At 34.9% G+C, this 16,650-nt stretch carries 19 protein-coding genes and 4 pseudogenes; 8 read left to right on the forward strand and 15 right to left on the reverse strand.

The genetic code is table 11. From position 1 onward, the window contains the following. Positions 1-8 precede the first annotated feature (8 nt). The 9 genes and pseudogenes from QWY90_RS00715 to QWY90_RS00750 form a co-directional block, all read right to left on the reverse strand. Complete coding sequence (locus QWY90_RS00715) at positions 9-1,352, reverse strand: YHYH protein (RefSeq protein WP_290283922.1); 1,344 nt, start codon at positions 1,350-1,352, stop codon at positions 9-11. A gap of 15 nt (positions 1,353-1,367) precedes the next feature. Next, the gene (locus QWY90_RS00720; protein WP_290283923.1) at positions 1,368-2,003 is read right to left on the reverse strand and encodes a thioredoxin family protein; all 636 of its coding nucleotides are present in this window, start codon (positions 2,001-2,003) and stop codon (positions 1,368-1,370) included. A 3-nt stretch (positions 2,004-2,006) separates the two neighbouring features. Next, positions 2,007-3,719 carry a multicopper oxidase domain-containing protein gene (locus QWY90_RS00725; RefSeq protein ID WP_290283924.1) on the reverse strand — a complete coding sequence of 571 codons (1,713 nt, stop codon included), beginning with the start codon at positions 3,717-3,719 and terminating at the stop codon, positions 2,007-2,009. Positions 3,720-3,786: 67 nt separating this feature from the next. Beyond that, positions 3,787-3,987 (reverse strand): hypothetical protein, encoded by a 201-nt coding sequence (locus QWY90_RS00730; RefSeq protein ID WP_290283925.1) that lies wholly within the window; start codon positions 3,985-3,987, stop codon positions 3,787-3,789. Positions 3,988-4,064: 77 nt separating this feature from the next. Further along, positions 4,065-4,799, reverse strand: a complete 735-nt coding sequence (locus QWY90_RS00735; RefSeq protein ID WP_290283926.1) for a cytochrome-c peroxidase — start codon at positions 4,797-4,799, stop codon at positions 4,065-4,067. Between the two features lie 69 nt (positions 4,800-4,868). Continuing rightward, positions 4,869-5,162, reverse strand: a pseudogene (locus QWY90_RS00740) (MbnP family protein); the annotation flags it as partial. Next, entirely contained in the window at positions 5,153-5,488 is a 336-nt protein-coding gene (locus QWY90_RS15850) for an MbnP family protein (protein WP_369281094.1), read from the reverse strand. The pseudogene QWY90_RS00740 and the gene QWY90_RS15850, both read right to left, overlap by 10 nt. Continuing rightward, positions 5,481-5,618 carry a hypothetical protein gene (locus QWY90_RS00745; protein WP_290283928.1) on the reverse strand — a complete coding sequence of 46 codons (138 nt, stop codon included), beginning with the start codon at positions 5,616-5,618 and terminating at the stop codon, positions 5,481-5,483. The genes QWY90_RS15850 and QWY90_RS00745 overlap by 8 nt, the downstream gene beginning before the upstream one ends. A 48-nt stretch (positions 5,619-5,666) precedes the next feature. After that, positions 5,667-5,816 carry a hypothetical protein gene (locus tag QWY90_RS00750; RefSeq protein ID WP_290283929.1) on the reverse strand — a complete coding sequence of 50 codons (150 nt, stop codon included), beginning with the start codon at positions 5,814-5,816 and terminating at the stop codon, positions 5,667-5,669. A gap of 602 nt (positions 5,817-6,418) precedes the next feature. Here QWY90_RS00750 and QWY90_RS15775 point away from each other — a divergent pair. The 8 genes and pseudogenes from QWY90_RS15775 to QWY90_RS00790 all read left to right on the forward strand — a co-directional run bounded on the left by QWY90_RS15775 (position 6,419) and on the right by QWY90_RS00790 (position 13,551). Further along, positions 6,419-7,108, forward strand: a pseudogene (locus QWY90_RS15775) (MbnP family protein). Further along, a complete protein-coding gene (locus tag QWY90_RS00760) occupies positions 7,105-7,368 on the forward strand; it encodes a hypothetical protein (RefSeq protein ID WP_290283931.1) in 264 nt (87 codons plus the stop codon). The pseudogene QWY90_RS15775 and the gene QWY90_RS00760 overlap by 4 nt, the downstream one beginning before the upstream one ends. Then, entirely contained in the window at positions 7,329-8,114 is a 786-nt protein-coding gene (locus QWY90_RS00765; protein ID WP_290283932.1) for a cytochrome-c peroxidase, read from the forward strand. The genes QWY90_RS00760 and QWY90_RS00765 overlap by 40 nt, the downstream gene beginning before the upstream one ends. A gap of 67 nt (positions 8,115-8,181) precedes the next feature. Beyond that, positions 8,182-9,894 carry a multicopper oxidase domain-containing protein gene (locus QWY90_RS00770; protein WP_290283924.1) on the forward strand — a complete coding sequence of 571 codons (1,713 nt, stop codon included), beginning with the start codon at positions 8,182-8,184 and terminating at the stop codon, positions 9,892-9,894. 3 nt (positions 9,895-9,897) lie between these two features. Then, complete coding sequence (locus QWY90_RS00775) at positions 9,898-10,434, forward strand: redoxin domain-containing protein (RefSeq protein WP_290283933.1); 537 nt, start codon at positions 9,898-9,900, stop codon at positions 10,432-10,434. Positions 10,435-10,579: 145 nt separating this feature from the next. Continuing rightward, positions 10,580-11,466 (forward strand): annotated as a pseudogene (locus QWY90_RS00780) (YHYH protein); the annotation flags it as partial. 240 nt (positions 11,467-11,706) lie between these two features. After that, positions 11,707-11,892 carry a T9SS type A sorting domain-containing protein gene (locus QWY90_RS00785; protein ID WP_290283940.1) on the forward strand — a complete coding sequence of 62 codons (186 nt, stop codon included), beginning with the start codon at positions 11,707-11,709 and terminating at the stop codon, positions 11,890-11,892. Between the two features lie 21 nt (positions 11,893-11,913). Beyond that, positions 11,914-13,551, forward strand: coding sequence for an aryl-sulfate sulfotransferase (locus QWY90_RS00790; protein WP_290283913.1), 1,638 nt, complete (start codon positions 11,914-11,916; stop codon positions 13,549-13,551). Between the two features lie 30 nt (positions 13,552-13,581). Here the strand turns inward: QWY90_RS00790 and QWY90_RS00795 are convergent, their stop codons facing one another. The 6 genes and pseudogenes from QWY90_RS00795 to QWY90_RS00820 form a co-directional block, all read right to left on the reverse strand. Continuing rightward, positions 13,582-14,103 (reverse strand): helix-turn-helix domain-containing protein, encoded by a 522-nt coding sequence (locus tag QWY90_RS00795; RefSeq protein WP_290283914.1) that lies wholly within the window; start codon positions 14,101-14,103, stop codon positions 13,582-13,584. A 141-nt stretch (positions 14,104-14,244) separates the two neighbouring features. After that, positions 14,245-14,580, reverse strand: coding sequence for a T9SS type A sorting domain-containing protein (locus QWY90_RS16350; RefSeq protein WP_439108571.1), 336 nt, complete (start codon positions 14,578-14,580; stop codon positions 14,245-14,247). Continuing rightward, positions 14,560-14,990, reverse strand: a pseudogene (locus QWY90_RS16355) (DUF7619 domain-containing protein); the annotation flags it as partial. The gene QWY90_RS16350 and the pseudogene QWY90_RS16355, both read right to left, overlap by 21 nt. Positions 14,991-15,028: 38 nt before the next feature. Beyond that, positions 15,029-15,406 carry a hypothetical protein gene (locus QWY90_RS00810; RefSeq protein ID WP_290283936.1) on the reverse strand — a complete coding sequence of 126 codons (378 nt, stop codon included), beginning with the start codon at positions 15,404-15,406 and terminating at the stop codon, positions 15,029-15,031. A gap of 17 nt (positions 15,407-15,423) precedes the next feature. Beyond that, positions 15,424-15,618: a hypothetical protein gene (locus QWY90_RS00815; RefSeq protein WP_290283937.1), complete on the reverse strand. Its 195-nt coding sequence runs from the start codon at positions 15,616-15,618 to the stop codon at positions 15,424-15,426. Beyond that, entirely contained in the window at positions 15,612-16,268 is a 657-nt protein-coding gene (locus tag QWY90_RS00820) for a leucine-rich repeat domain-containing protein (protein WP_290283938.1), read from the reverse strand. Before QWY90_RS00820 ends, QWY90_RS00815 begins: the two co-directional genes overlap by 7 nt. Positions 16,269-16,650 lie beyond the last annotated feature (382 nt).

Here is a 16,650-nt window from a genome sequence, read left to right on the forward strand (position 1 = left end):
GCTCTAAACTATTTATTAACGATTATTTTAAAGGTTTTATTGTCTTTTGCATTGGCAATTCTCACAAAATAAATTCCGTTGTAAACCGTTGTTAAATCCATAATACAAAGTGTACTTCCTTGAAGGATTTCATTAGTTTGTATTACTTTTCCAAGTTCGTCAATCAGTGTTACCTTTAGATTATCTTCAATCATATCCGATTGAATTGCAATGAATTCTTGCGCCGGATTTGGATATACTTTTACATTTAATTTTGAAAGGTTAAAATCAGCATTTGCTAAAGTGTATTGTGTTGTGCTTTCAGAAATTGTAGCAGTGCCTCCCGTTTTATTGCCATAAAATGTTGGACCAACTACATAAGGATATGCTGAATTGTGATTGGCATCTACTGTAGTAAAATAGCAATAAATCCCTGAAGGATATTCTGGAGTTACACAAAATCTACCGTTGTGTACATCTAAATAACTAGCGTCTGATGCATGAGCAATCCATTCGTAATCTTCGCGGTATAATCCTAAAGGAAAGGTAGTGCTAACAGCTGGACCATCAGTAACATTGGTTCCATCGGCATAAACTGTTCTAGTGGTAATATTTCTTAGTTGGTAACCCGATTTCATTCTGACAATGCCTCCGGTTCCGTCTGCGTTAGCATAACCATAAGCACCATATATTGGGAATCCATCGTAAGCAAAACCTAGTAACGGAGAATGTTGTGTTGTGTTGATAACATATAGCCCATCAGAAGGGTAAGTACTGCAAACCGTTGAAATCACTTGTAAATCTAAACTAAAAGCACTCGGATTTTGATGATGGTGGTAATTTCCCATTGCCGGATGCGCTTTGGCACAATCAAATCCGACTCTTTCGGCAACTACAGCATCTCTGTTCCAAATTCCGTCTCCAGCTCCACCTAAAGGTCCACCAGCATTGGCACCAGTTGAGAATTTATAGGAAACACCATCGCGGTAATCAAATAAAGCGACTCCGTTTTTAAACAAACCAATATTTCCACCGCTTGTTGCGGTAGCTGTTCCAGTATTTTGAGTTGGACTTAGAGGAAATTTGAAAATGGCATTATTACGTGTTGTTGCTAAAGAAGGATTACCATCTAAAAAAGGGCCAGTGATATAAGCCGGAATACCATTCGTAGTTACATAAACCCAATTGGTTGAGTATTGTACAGTTTGCACATTGGCAGCCACCGCATCAGTTATTGGAGTGGAGTTTCCAGAAACATAATGACGACCAGTAATTCCTGTGGTGTTGCGCAACCATTGTGTAATGGCTGGATTGGTTTGTGCGGATAAAAATCCGTTAAACATCAATAAACTTGCGATTACTATTTTTTTCATAAATAACATTTTAAATTAGTTGGTTTTCATTTTTTGTGGTTCTCCTCTGTAAAATATTCTGCAACCAAAGGATTCTGTTTTGGTATTAGTGACTGTTTTGTTTTGTAAAAGTTCGTTAACTGCTTCGGCCAAAAAAGGTTTTGCATTGGCAGCATCTCCTGCGTTATCATCAATAGCACCTTCATATTTGATGTCGTATTTACCCGATTTGTTTTTCCAAATGATAAAAGCTTGTGGCGTATGTGTTGCTTTAAATTGTTTGGCAACTACTTGTGATTTATCTTGTAAATAGGGGAAATTAAGCTTGTCAGCCTTAGCCTTTTTTTGCATCAATGTAAAAGATTCTTCTTTATAAGCCAGAGTATCCATAGCGTCAATGGCTAACAGATAAACGCCTTTTGTCTTGTAATATTTGTTTAAGGTATTCAATCGATTAGAATAGAATTTCGCCATTGGACATTTATTACAGGTAAAAATAACCATAAATCCTTTGGCATTTTTATAACTTGAAAGAGAGACTTTTTTATTATCAACATTTTTCAAACTAAAATCTGTTATTGTTTTTGTATTCGAATTATTGTCAATGACGGAAAAGCTCAACGATAGAACAGCAAACAAAATGGCAATAAGTAAATATCCTAGGCGATTCATAACTTACTTTTTAATGAATTTTTTAGTAGTTACGGATTTTGTTTTTTTATCCATCATTTGAACAATATAAACTCCCGAAGACAAACTAGAAATATCAATTCCGTTTTGCCATTGCGGTTGCGGTAACATCATGGCAACTCTTCCTTCAATGGTAGTTAAAGTTAAATAATAGATTTCGGTTGAAGCATCACTCAGATTAATATACAATTTATCTTGAGCCGGATTTGGGTATAAACTGAAATCGGTATTTAAAGTGTTTTGATCATTACCCAGGTTTCCGGTAACAATAAATTGTCCCATCATTCCACCATCTTCATGACCTGCAAAATGGCAGTGATACATATAAGGATGCGTTACATCGGCATCAGCAAAATCGTCAAACTTTGCTACAAAAGTCACCGATTCATTTCGGGGTAAATAAAAAGTATCTTTCCAACCACTTTCATGAGTTCCAACTCCGGTTGCCGAACCATTACGAGCTACAATTTTAAACTCGATGTCATGAATGTGAAACGAATGTCCGAAGATGTTATTATTGGTAACGGTCCATTTTTCGATATCATTAAGGTTAACCGTTTTGTCAATATAATCAAAAACAAAAGTGTGATTGTCTAACGAAAATGGCGTAGCACCTTGTCCGCCTGTAACAGTCATTGTTCTTGTAACTGTTGCATTAGCTGCTGTCCAGTAGGTATTGCTAGCCAATATTGATGGCACAGCAGTAATTGGAGTTGTTGCCGTTGTAGTTGCGGCCACATTGATATGTAAAACGGAGAAATCAATATTATTTAATAAGCTTCCGAATTGACCTGTAGTATTTGGTTCGCCTCCGGGAAATCCTAAAGTTTGTCCCGAATTATAAGCTTTTAAATCAACTGACGAACCAACAGTATCATTTCCTAAGTTAACCATAATTTCGATACGTTCGCCAACCATCAACTTAACACGGGTTGCTGCTACTGGTGCATTCAACAATCCACCATCATTGGCAACAATATAAAAGGTTCTGTTATCGCTAAAGCCAAGATTATAACCACGTTCTACTTCAGCATTTAAAATTCGAAGACGAACATATTGTTTTGGTAAACTGATTTGACCATTTGGAGTTCCGTTAGTCAACATATAATCACCATAAACACGCACCGAAGTTGGAGGGGAGTCAAACTGATTGGCTGTTGAATAACTTCTACTGGTTAATGCTAAAACAATATCATCAACACCGTAAGTTCTTGGCAATGCCAGAGCCGTTTCTTGAGGATCTTTAACGATTATAAAACCACCAACTCCTTTAGTTATTTGTTCTTGTGTTGTTTCATGTAAGTGTGGATGATACCAAAGTGTAGCAGCCTGATTCATCACAGTCCAATAAGGTTGCCAAAGTGTTCCTGCCGGAATAATTTGGTGTGGTCCACCATCCATAACCGCCGGAAGATGCATACCGTGCCAGTGTAGTGTTGTAGACTCGTTAAGATTATTGGTTACATTCATGTGAACTTCTTCTCCTTTATTGATAATCAAAGTTGGTCCCCAAAAAGTTTCGTTGTTAATTGAGCCAGTCACCGTTAAATTACCAGTACGGATTTGTTTGGTCGACTCATGAATGTTTAAATTAAAATTAGTCCCGTATAAAGCTTCAGGAATTGTAATGGTATTGTATTGCGCTTGAAGGATGATTACACTAGATAAGGCAAGTAAAGTAAAGAAAGATTTTTTCATATGGTTTGGGTTGATTATAAGGGTTTAGACGAAAGATGTTTTTATTTCTTGCGCAGCAGCATAAAATCTATTCTCTCGGAAATGAAAAACGGTTATTAAACAGAAAGTCTTTATCGGTTAAGGTTACTAAAAAGGCCACTAAATCAACTCTGTCATTGTTAGATAAATTCATTGGCTTATCTAGTTCTTTTGGTAGATTTTTATCATGACCTAACGAATTGTAATGCTTTATGACTTCCGTCAGGGATTTAAATCTGCCATCATGCATATACGGAAATGTAAATTGAATATTTCTAAGTGTTGGTGTTTTAAATCTCAGATAATCTTCAGGTTTATTTGTAATTTTTATTCGGCCAAATCATTTAACGTTTCATCAATTGACAATCCATTTTTCTCAAATCTGTCATCACTAAATAATGGTTCTTTGTGACATGATGCACAATTAATTTTGAATAAATCATAGCCATGTTGCTCTTGTGTGGTGAAACTTTCTTCTTTGCGCATCACTTTATCATACTTAGCATTAGAGGATGTAAGCATTACAGTGAATTGAGCTAATGCTTTCAACAACCGTTGACTGGTAATTTTTTCATCGCCAAAAGCTTTAGCAAATAAGATTCTGTATTTTTCGCTTGCTTGTAATTTGGCAATCACATGTTCAATTGTTTCATCCATTTCTAACGGATTAGTAATTGGATTTATAGGTTGCATTTCTAAATTATTCACGCCACCATCCCACATAAAATCTTTGTTCCAAGCCAGGTTGATTAAGGCCATCGAATTTCGGTTGCCAATTTTTCCATCGATGCCATGACTCAGTTGATGATCCACATGCGTAAATCCGGTTTGCTGCAAATGACAACTTTGGCAGGAAATGGTATTGTCACGTGATAAAATGGGGTCATAAAATAAGTTTCTCCCAAGCTGGAAACCTTCTTCGGTTAAAGGGTTTCTTTTAAAATCATATTTTGGCTTTGGCCAATTTTTGGGAATTTCAAAATATAATGGCGTTGTATATTTATTGGTAAACGAGAATCCAATTAGAACTAATAATAAAAGAAATTTCCAATATATTCTCATTCCAAATGAAACATTTTGACACTATCATTAGCTAATTCCGTGGCAAGTTTACATGGAATCATAACGCTGTTAGTTTTGTGCCAGATTTATATTCGAAAAAAAGTCTTTTAAATCAATCGCAATAGTAATATTGTCATTGCTGTTGCAATTGAATTCCACTTTTCTCATCATATAATTCGGCTCACGGTAACCGCCAATGTGAAATTGAAATTCATTATTACGTGTTTTACAACTTGTACTTTTACCTTCAATTTTTATATTAATGTAACCACTTTGCCAAGCCCAATACATTCCTTTTGTAGGATCTAAATCACCATCCATTGCTCCAGCTGTATTGGTTAAACTATCTATACCTATATTGAAAGTAACTTTAGAATTAGCTTGTCACTCTTTTTGGTGATTGGAATTTGAAATGAATTGGGATTGTCAAAATCGAGTAGGTGATAGCTGTTTTTTTTATAAAAAACAAAATTGTCGGAATATTGTATTTGAATATTGGATATATAGCATCTAAAGGTTTCTATTGACAAAGTGTCTTTGGATGCTGAAACATATTTTTTGTTTAGTTCGAACGGAAGCTTGTTAAATTCTAAATGAAAATTTACGTAAAGTGAATCGTTTTTACTTTGAGAATAAGCCTGAAAGCAAAACAAAAAAAGGAAAACAGTATGTATTCCTTTTTTAGTCATGTCTTGGTCTGCGTGGTTTTGGAGCAAATATTCTTCCTAAGTCTTCGGTCAGTTCGTTGAAGTCTTCCATTTGGTCTTTGTGACATAGTTTTTTGATGTCTACAAAATGTTTGAAATGGGTTTTCTTCAACTTGTTTTTGATAGGAATTTAAGAGCGTAATCAAACTGTCTTTAGTTTTTACATTGACTTCCGTTTGTTTAACTGATCGTATAATTCATTTTTAGTTTGGCGAATATCACTATCAAGTCTTGTTATTTCTCCGTGATGCCATTTGATTAATTTATCATACTCCTTTTGTTGCTGTTCATCAAAATGAAGTTTTTCCACAATAATTTCTTTTGCATTGGTCTGCCTTCATGTGGTGGTCTGTTACCTTAGGACCATTTAAGATAAAAACTTAAGTTGCTAAATTGATAACTAACAATCCGATAACGGCAATCGTTAATAGTTTTAGTTTTTTTCCTTTAATGGAAAAAACTAACTATTAACGATTGCCGTTATCGGTTGGTTAGTTATCAATTTAGCACCCTTAAGTTTTTCTATTCTTAAAATGGTCCTAAAGGTAACAGACCACCACATGAAGGCAGACCAATCCAAAGAAATTATTGTGGAAAAACTTCATTTGATGAACAGCAACAAAAGGAGTATGTAAATTATCAAATGCATCACGGAGAAATAACAAGACTTGATAGTGATATTCGCCAAACTAAAATGAATTATACGATCAGTTAAACCAAACGGAAGTCAATGTAAAAACTAAAGACAGTTTGATTACGCTCTTAAATTCCTATCAAAACAAGTTGAAGAAACCCATTTCAAACATTTTGTAGACATCAAAAAACTATGTCACAAAGACCAAATGGAAGACTTCAACGAACTGACCGAAGACTTAGGAAGAATATTTGCTCCAAAACCACGCAGACCAAGACATGACTAAAAAAGGAATACATACTGTTTTCCTTTTTTTTTGTTTTGCTTTCAGTTATTCTCAAAGTAAAAACGATTCACTTTACGTTAATTTTCATTTAGAATTTAACAAGCTTCCGTTCGAACTAAACAAAAAATATGTTTCAGCATCCAAAGACACTTTGTCAATAGAAACCTTTAGATGCTATATATCCAATATTCAAATACAATATTCCGACAATTTTGTTTTTATAAAAAAACAGCTATCACCTACTCGATTTTGACAATCCCAATTCATTTCAAATTCCAATCACAAAAAGAGTGACAAGCTAATTTCTAAAGTTACTTTCAATATAGGTATAGATAGTTTAACCAATACAGCTGGAGCAATGGATGGTGATTTAGATCCTACAAAAGGAATGTATTGGGCTTGGCAAAGTGGTTACATTAATATAAAAATTGAAGGTAAAAGTACAAGTTGTAAAACACGTAATAATGAATTTCAATTTCACATTGGCGGTTACCGTGAGCCGAATTATATGATGAGAAAAGTGGAATTCAATTGCAACAGCAATGACAATATTACTATTGCGATTGATTTAAAAGACTTTTTTTCGAATATAAATCTGGCACAAACTAACAGCGTTATGATTCCATGTAAACTTGCCACGGAATTAGCTAATGATAGTGTCAAAATGTTTCATTTGGAATGAGAATATATTGGAAATTTCTTTTATTATTAGTTCTAATTGGATTCTCGTTTACCAATAAATATACAACGCCATTATATTTTGAAATTCCCAAAAATTGGCCAAAGCCAAAATATGATTTTAAAAGAAACCCTTTAACCGAAGAAGGTTTCCAGCTTGGGAGAAACTTATTTTTGACCCCATTTTATCACGTGACAATACCATTTCCTGCCAAAGTTGTCATTTGCAGCAAACCGGATTTACGCATGTGGATCATCAACTGAGTCATGGCATCGATGGAAAAATTGGCAACCGAAATTCGATGGCCTTAATCAACCTGGCTTGGAACAAAGATTTTATGTGGGATGGTGGCGTGAATAATTTAGAAATGCAACCTATAAATCCAATTACTAATCCGTTAGAAATGGATGAAACAATTGAACATGTGATTGCCAAATTACAAGCAAGCGAAAAATACAGAATCTTATTTGCTAAAGCTTTTGGCGATGAAAAAATTACCAGTCAACGGTTGTTGAAAGCATTAGCTCAATTCACTGTAATGCTTACATCCTCTAATGCTAAGTATGATAAAGTGATGCGCAAAGAAGAAAGTTTCACCACACAAGAGCAACATGGCTATGATTTATTCAAAATTAATTGTGCATCATGTCACAAAGAACCATTATTTAGTGATGACAGATTTGAGAAAAATGGATTGTCAATTGATGAAACGTTAAATGATTTTGGAATAAAAATTACAAATAAACCTGAAGATTATCTGAGATTTAAAACACCAACACTTAGAAATATTCAATTTACATTTCCGTATATGCATGATGGCAGATTTAAATCCCTGACGGAAGTCATAAAGCATTACAATTCGTTAGGTCATGATAAAAATCTACCAAAAGAACTAGATAAGCCAATGAATTTATCTAACAATGACAGAGTTGATTTAGTGGCCTTTTTAGTAACCTTAACCGATAAAGACTTTCTGTTTAATAACCGTTTTTCATTTCCGAGAGAATAGATTTTATGCTGCTGCGCAAGAAATAAAAACATCTTTCGTCTAAACCCTTATAATCAACCCAAACCATATGAAAAAATCTTTCTTTACTTTACTTGCCTTATCTAGTGTAATCATCCTTCAAGCGCAATACAATACCATTACAATTCCTGAAGCTTTATACGGGACTAATTTTAATTTAAACATTCATGAGTCGACCAAACAAATCCGTACTGGTAATTTAACGGTGACTGGCTCAATTAACAACGAAACTTTTTGGGGACCAACTTTGATTATCAATAAAGGAGAAGAAGTTCACATGAATGTAACCAATAATCTTAACGAGTCTACAACACTACACTGGCACGGTATGCATCTTCCGGCGGTTATGGATGGTGGACCACACCAAATTATTCCGGCAGGAACACTTTGGCAACCTTATTGGACTGTGATGAATCAGGCTGCTACACTTTGGTATCATCCACACTTACATGAAACAACACAAGAACAAATAACTAAAGGAGTTGGTGGTTTTATAATCGTTAAAGATCCTCAAGAAACGGCTCTGGCATTGCCAAGAACTTACGGTGTTGATGATATTGTTTTAGCATTAACCAGTAGAAGTTATTCAACAGCCAATCAGTTTGACTCCCCTCCAACTTCGGTGCGTGTTTATGGTGATTATATGTTGACTAACGGAACTCCAAATGGTCAAATCAGTTTACCAAAACAATATGTTCGTCTTCGAATTTTAAATGCTGAAGTAGAACGTGGTTATAATCTTGGCTTTAGCGATAACAGAACCTTTTATATTGTTGCCAATGATGGTGGATTGTTGAATGCACCAGTAGCAGCAACCCGTGTTAAGTTGATGGTTGGCGAACGTATCGAAATTATGGTTAACTTAGGAAATGATACTGTTGGTTCGTCAGTTGATTTAAAAGCTTATAATTCGGGACAAACTTTAGGATTTCCCGGAGGCGAACCAAATACTACAGGTCAATTCGGAAGCTTATTAAATAATATTGATTTCTCCGTTTTACATATCAATGTGGCCGCAACTACAACGGCAACAACTCCAATTACTGCTGTGCCATCAATATTGGCTAGCAATACCTACTGGACAGCAGCTAATGCAACAGTTACAAGAACAATGACTGTTACAGGCGGACAAGGTGCTACGCCATTTTCGTTAGACAATCACACTTTTGTTTTTGATTATATTGACAAAACGGTTAACCTTAATGATATCGAAAAATGGACCGTTACCAATAATAACATCTTCGGACATTCGTTTCACATTCATGACATCGAGTTTAAAATTGTAGCTCGTAATGGTTCGGCAACCGGAGTTGGAACTCATGAAAGTGGTTGGAAAGATACTTTTTATTTACCCCGAAATGAATCGGTGACTTTTGTAGCAAAGTTTGACGATTTTGCTGATGCCGATGTAACGCATCCTTATATGTATCACTGCCATTTTGCAGGTCATGAAGATGGTGGAATGATGGGACAATTTATTGTTACCGGAAACCTGGGTAATGATCAAAACACTTTAAATACCGATTTCAGTTTATACCCAAATCCGGCTCAAGATAAATTGTATATTAATCTGAGTGATGCTTCAACCGAAATCTATTATTTAACTTTAACTACCATTGAAGGAAGAGTTGCCATGATGTTACCGCAACCGCAATGGCAAAACGGAATTGATATTTCTAGTTTGTCTTCGGGAGTTTATATTGTTCAAATGATGGATAAAAAAACAAAATCCGTAACTACTAAAAAATTCATTAAAAAGTAAGTTATGAATCGCCTAGGATATTTACTTATTGCCATTTTGTTTGCTGTTCTATCGTTGAGCTTTTCCGTCATTGACAATAATTCGAATACAAAAACAATAACAGATTTTAGTTTGAAAAATGTTGATAATAAAAAAGTCTCTCTTTCAAGTTATAAAAATGCCAAAGGATTTATGGTTATTTTTACCTGTAATAAATGTCCAATGGCGAAATTCTATTCTAATCGATTGAATACCTTAAACAAATATTACAAGACAAAAGGCGTTTATCTGTTAGCCATTGACGCTATGGATACTCTGGCTTATAAAGAAGAATCTTTTACATTGATGCAAAAAAAGGCTAAGGCTGACAAGCTTAATTTCCCCTATTTACAAGATAAATCACAAGTAGTTGCCAAACAATTTAAAGCAACACATACGCCACAAGCTTTTATCATTTGGAAAAACAAATCGGGTAAATACGACATCAAATATGAAGGTGCTATTGATGATAACGCAGGAGATGCTGCCAATGCAAAACCTTTTTTTGGCCGAAGCAGTTAACGAACTTTTACAAAACAAAACAGTCACTAATACCAAAACAGAATCCTTTGGTTGCAGAATATTTTACAGAGGAGAACCACAAAAAATGAAAACCAACTAATTTAAAATGTTATTTATGAAAAAAATAGTAATCGCAAGTTTATTGATGTTTAACGGATTTTTATCCGCACAAACCAATCCAGCCATTACACAATGGTTGCGCAACACCACAGGAATTACTGGTCGTCATTATGTTTCTGGAAACTCCACTCCAATAACTGATGCGGTGGCTGCCAATGTGCAAACTGTACAATACTCAACCAATTGGGTTTATGTAACTACGAATGGTATTCCGGCTTATATCACTGGCCCTTTTTTAGATGGTAATCCTTCTTTAGCAACAACACGTAATAATGCCATTTTCAAATTTCCTCTAAGTCCAACTCAAAATACTGGAACAGCTACCGCAACAAGCGGTGGAAATATTGGTTTGTTTAAAAACGGAGTCGCTTTATTTGATTACCGCGATGGTGTTTCCTATAAATTCTCAACTGGTGCCAATGCTGGTGGACCTTTAGGTGGAGCTGGAGACGGAATTTGGAACAGAGATGCTGTAGTTGCCGAAAGAGTCGGATTTGATTGTGCCAAAGCGCATCCGGCAATGGGAAATTACCACCATCATCAAAATCCGAGTGCTTTTAGTTTAGATTTACAAGTGATTTCAACGGTTTGCAGTACTTACCCTTCTGATGGGCTATATGTTATCAACACAACACAACATTCTCCGTTACTAGGTTTTGCTTACGATGGATTCCAATATATGGTGCTTATGGTTATGCTAACGCAGACGGAACCGGAGGCATTGTCAGAATGAAATCGGGTTACCAACTAAGAAATATTACCACTAGAACAGTTTATGCCGATGGAACCAATGTTACTGATGGTCCAGCTGTTAGCACTACCTTTCCTTTAGGATTATACCGCGAAGATTACGAATGGATTGCTCATGCATCAGACGCTAGTTATTTAGATGTACACAACGGTAGATTTTGTGTAACTCCAGAATATCCTTCAGGGATTTATTGCTATTTTACTACAGTAGATGCCAATCACAATTCAGCATATCCTTATGTAGTTGGTCCAACATTTTATGGCAATAAAACGGGAGGCACTGCTACAATTTCTGAAAGCACAACACAATACACTTTAGCAAATGCTGATTTTAACCTTTCAAAATTAAATGTAAAAGTATATCCAAATCCGGCGCAAGAATTCATTGCAATTCAATCGGATATGATTGAAGATAATCTAAAGGTAACACTGATTGACGAACTTGGAAAAGTAATACAAACTAATGAAATCCTTCAAGGAAGTACACTTTGTATTATGGATTTAACAACGGTTTACAACGGAATTTATTTTGTGAGAATTGCCAATGCAAAAGACAATAAAACCTTTAAAATAATCGTTAATAAATAGTTTAGAGCTATGTGTTAAACTATGAAGAAACTATTTCAATTTGCATTCATCCTAATTTGGAGTGTAACCAAAAGTCAAACTATTGGATTAATTCAACATAACGCTGGCACGCTAGATGACGGATATATTTTATTTGCGCCTATAAATAGTAACACAACATATTTAATTGATAAATGTGGTAAACAAGTAAAAACCTGGAATAGCAATTACAAACCCGGACAAGCTGTATATATTCTTCCTGATGGCACCTTGCTTCATACCGGCAATGCTAATAACACTACTTTTAATGCTGGTGGAAAAGGAGGAGTTATAGAAAAAATAGATTGGAATGGTAATGTAACCTGGAGTTATACCCTTTCGGATGCCACTAAATGCCAACACCATGATGTAAAAGCCTTGCCCAATGGCAATATATTAGTTATTGCTTGGGAATCAAAAACCAATACGCAAGCCATTGCTCAGGGGAGAAATCCATCATTAGTTCCGTCAACCGTTTGGAGTGAACAAATTCTCGAAATTCAACCTGTTGGTGCAACCGGTGGCAATATAGTTTGGGAATGGCATTTATGGGATCATATGATACAAGAATATGACAATTCAAAACCAAATTACGGAACAGTAGCTTCGAATCCACAACTTATAAATCTTAACTACAATGCCAGTGCATCGGTTACGGATTGGATTCATATGAATGCCATTGATTATAATCCAACTTTAGATCAAATTATGGTCAGTTCCCATAACTTTAATGAAATCTGGATTATTGATCACAGCACTTCAACAACCCAAGCCGCTTCTCACACTAATGGAAATTCGGGCAAAGGTGGTGACATTTTATACCGTTGGGGAAATCCATTAGCTTATAACATCGGTACAGTTGCTGATAAAAAATTCTTTGGACAACATAATGCACAGTGGATTCAAAACGGACTGCCATTTGCCAATGACATTTTGGTTTTTAATAATGGAAATGGCCGAACCGGCGGAAATTATTCAACTGTAGAAATAATTGAACCACCTGTTAATGGATACAATTATACCAACACACTTCCCTATTTACCAACAGCTGCTTCTTGGATTTATAATTCGGGTAACCCTAATAGTTATTATGCACAAAATATTTCAGGTGCGCAACAATTGTCTAACGGTAATGTTTTGATGTGTAACGGTCCGTCAGGAACCTTTACCGAAGTTACAAATGCCGGAACACAAGTATGGAAATACATCAATCCGGTAGCACTATCAGGCATTTTAAGTCAAGGTACGGCGCCAGCACAAAACTTAGTTTTCCGTTGTTCGTTTTATGCAAATACTTATAGTGGGTTTACCGGACATACATTAACTCCCGGAAATACTATTGAAAATTCGAATACCGTATCAGACAATTGTAGTTTAACGTTGGCAAATACTAACATGGTAAATGAGAATAATTTGGTTATTTATCCCAATCCCGTAAAAAATGTTTTGAACATCAATTTGCCTGTTCAATTCACTTCTGCAAATTTGACCTTGATAAATAATATTGGTCAAACTGTTTATTCTACTGCAATAAATTCAAATACCCTATCAATTAATGTAAATCAATTTTCTGCTGGTTTATACTATTTAAAAGTCAGCTCTGATACCAATCAATTTGTAAAAAAAATAATAATTGAATAAATAAAAACTCCCGAGTACTTCGGGGTTTTTTTATTTTAACAATGCAGTCAGCAACAACTTTTCCTGTTCCAACAGTTGCTGTCTTACTTCCAGTTTTATCAATTGCTGTGGCCCATTTTTGCGAAATAATACGACTGCCTTCGCTTTAAGGGTTTCCAATGCAGCAAGATGGATGGCGTCTTTCTGATCTTCAGACTGGAGCATAAAGTCAGTTAAGTGAAATAGCTTTAGCGCAGCTTTATACGCTTTCTTCATTTTTTCTGTCTTTTTTGCACAAGTATATTGATCAATTTCATTTTTCCGTAATGCAGCTGCAATGAATTTATCTTTCTCTGACTCCAACAATGCTATTTGCGGAAGCTGTTTTGGTTCGCTCATTTCCAATGCAGTAAAAAAACGACCTACCCTACTATCCCAAATCAATCCCATAGTTGACAATTCCCTTAATCCAAGTTCATAAAGCGACCATTGGCTACGACTGATGTTTAAAAGCATTGCCATCTCATCCTGTGTTAGGTTTAATTCTTCTCTGATTAGTTTTCGTATTTTCATATCTGTAGCGATTTTTTTGTAGCATTTCGGTTTGCTACATTTTTTTTGCTACAAACAAAAAAAATGCCAGAGTTTTATAGAATTTCAGGCATGCATCAGGTAAAATAAAAAACCCCGAGTTATCGGGGCTTTTTTATTCTTTTATAAACTTAGAACCCGCCGTTCCTTTATCACTAACAATCTTGATAAAATAATTCCGGCTTTCAATTCGGAAACATCAATAGTTTCATTTGGATTTGTATTTACCTGCACCAATTGCCCAAGTGTATTGTAAATACTTACCGAACTAATCGTTACATTTTGTTTAGTTGTAATAGTCAAGCTGTTCTTCGCAGGAACTGGTGATAAACTAAATAGGTTGGTGAACTCAAAGTCTTGATTCCCTAAAGCTGTAATTGTCGTTGTAGCTGTATTAGTAACTATCGGGAAATTATAATCAAAATAAATATTTGCTGTATTGCTAAAAGAATCTCCCACTACTAATGTTGGTTTTGTTTTTATTTTAAATGCAACATAGCCATCGTTGTTTGCATCATCAAAAGGAAGATTAATATTTTCAAAGATAAATTCTAACTGATTTGGATCTTTAATGCGGGTTGTAAATGAATGGCTCGAATCTAATGGAACTACTGTTGAGATATCAAATTTGGCTGTATCAATCATGTCTTTCACACAATGTTTTCTGCATTGGCTGTTCCGGTGTTTTCAAAACGAATAACATAATGCACATATTCATCAATAAATTCTGGCGCTACTTCATTTCCTTCTACACAAGTCTTATCATTTGGATCTAAAGAACCAACAACAATTTGTCTTAAGTAATTTGAATTATCCGTTTGATGTTCATCTCCTGATAATGGGAAAGCTGTTGATTGAAATTTTATCAAGTTACCTATGTTAAGCGGAAGGCTTTCTGCAGGGGTGTTTAAATTAAAGTAACCTCCATTTCACGTGTTTCAAAAGGTACTAGATTAGTATAATTCCAAGTCAATAAGCTGTAGGCCTGATTATTTACTACTGGTGTTGCCGATACAAAATCCATATAATCATCATCAAAAGAAAAGTTTAAATATCCTGAAACAGTAACGTTTCCAATGTTTCTATACTTGATTTTATATCTGGAATCAAAACCAGGTCTGGCTCTTGTTAGTGGTATAATCCAAGATTCAATATCCTGATGGGATCCATTAGCAGTGAGGCAAAAATCCTGTTGAAACGGGCTTGCTAAATCCGGAAAGCTAACTGTTGCCGATGCAGGAGAAATAGTGTAATAAGTAGGATTCTCTATAACTTGTGGCGTCATAGTATGTGAGCCAGCTGTTACCGTATAGAATAATCTCCGGTTAAATTAGAAATATAACTACCGCTGTTTACACCATCAGTGATGTTAATCTTCAAATTAGGAAAAAAAACATCAGAAGCATCACAACCATTATTATTAACATCAAAACGGTTCTTTCCTTGAATAGTATAATAATCGCCACCCGGTGTAAAACTGCAATAAGAGTTTAACACACACAATTTGCATAACCATATGATACAATTTGGTTTTGAACGGAATCAATCTGACCATCATCAACACAAATGTATGCCAGATTAGGATTGCCTGAAAAATTTAAAGTGCCTTCAATACTTCCATTTTTAATTATTAGTGAAGTTAGACTATTAAGACCGCACCATAAATATTGCAGATTGACTAAGTCGCTTGTATCTAATGTGGTTAAATGATTTGAAGAACAAATCAAAAATTGAATATTTCTTAAACCATTTAAATCTATTGACGCAAATTGATTATTTGAAAAATAAAGCCTTTGAAGATTAACCATACCATTCAATTCTAATGAATGAATTTGATTATCAGAGCAATCTAAAAATTCAAGGTTAACTAAGCCGCTAACATCTAACGACGGAATTTGGTTGCTAGAACATGCCAATGATAAAAGATTAACAAAGCCACTTACGTTTAATGATTGGAGATGATTGTTATTACAAGCCAACTGTTGAAGGTTAGTTGCTCCCGCCAGATTTATAGAAGTAAGGTTATTATTGTAACAATACAATTTTTGAAGATTGGCATGACCGCTTAGGTCTAATGTAGTAAATAGGTTGTAGCTGCAAATCAACTCTTGAAGACTTGTTATATGGCTTAAATCTATACTTGCCAAATGACATTGGTTGCAGGTTAATTTTTGTATAGTTTTTGATACATTTCCCCAAATTTATTGAATTCAGGGATAAATTATATCCGCAATCCAAAGTTTGCAGATTTAATAAATTACTAACATCCAATGAAGTGAGCTGATTGTCATGACAAAGTAAAAAAGTAAGGTTTACTAAGGACTTAAGTTTTAATGAAGTAAGTTGATTGTTATGGCATTGCAGGAATTGTAAATTCAAAAAAGCTTCAATACCAGTTAAATTGCTTACATAAGAATAGGAACATCTAAACGGTAACAGTTAAAGCTTCACTACTTGAATCTCACCATCACTGTTGGTATCAATTGCTATAAAATTTCCAGCCGAATCTGCAGCAATTCCGTTACCAAC

Source organism: Flavobacterium paronense, from assembly GCF_030409795.1.
GTDB lineage: Bacteria > Bacteroidota > Bacteroidia > Flavobacteriales > Flavobacteriaceae > Flavobacterium > Flavobacterium paronense.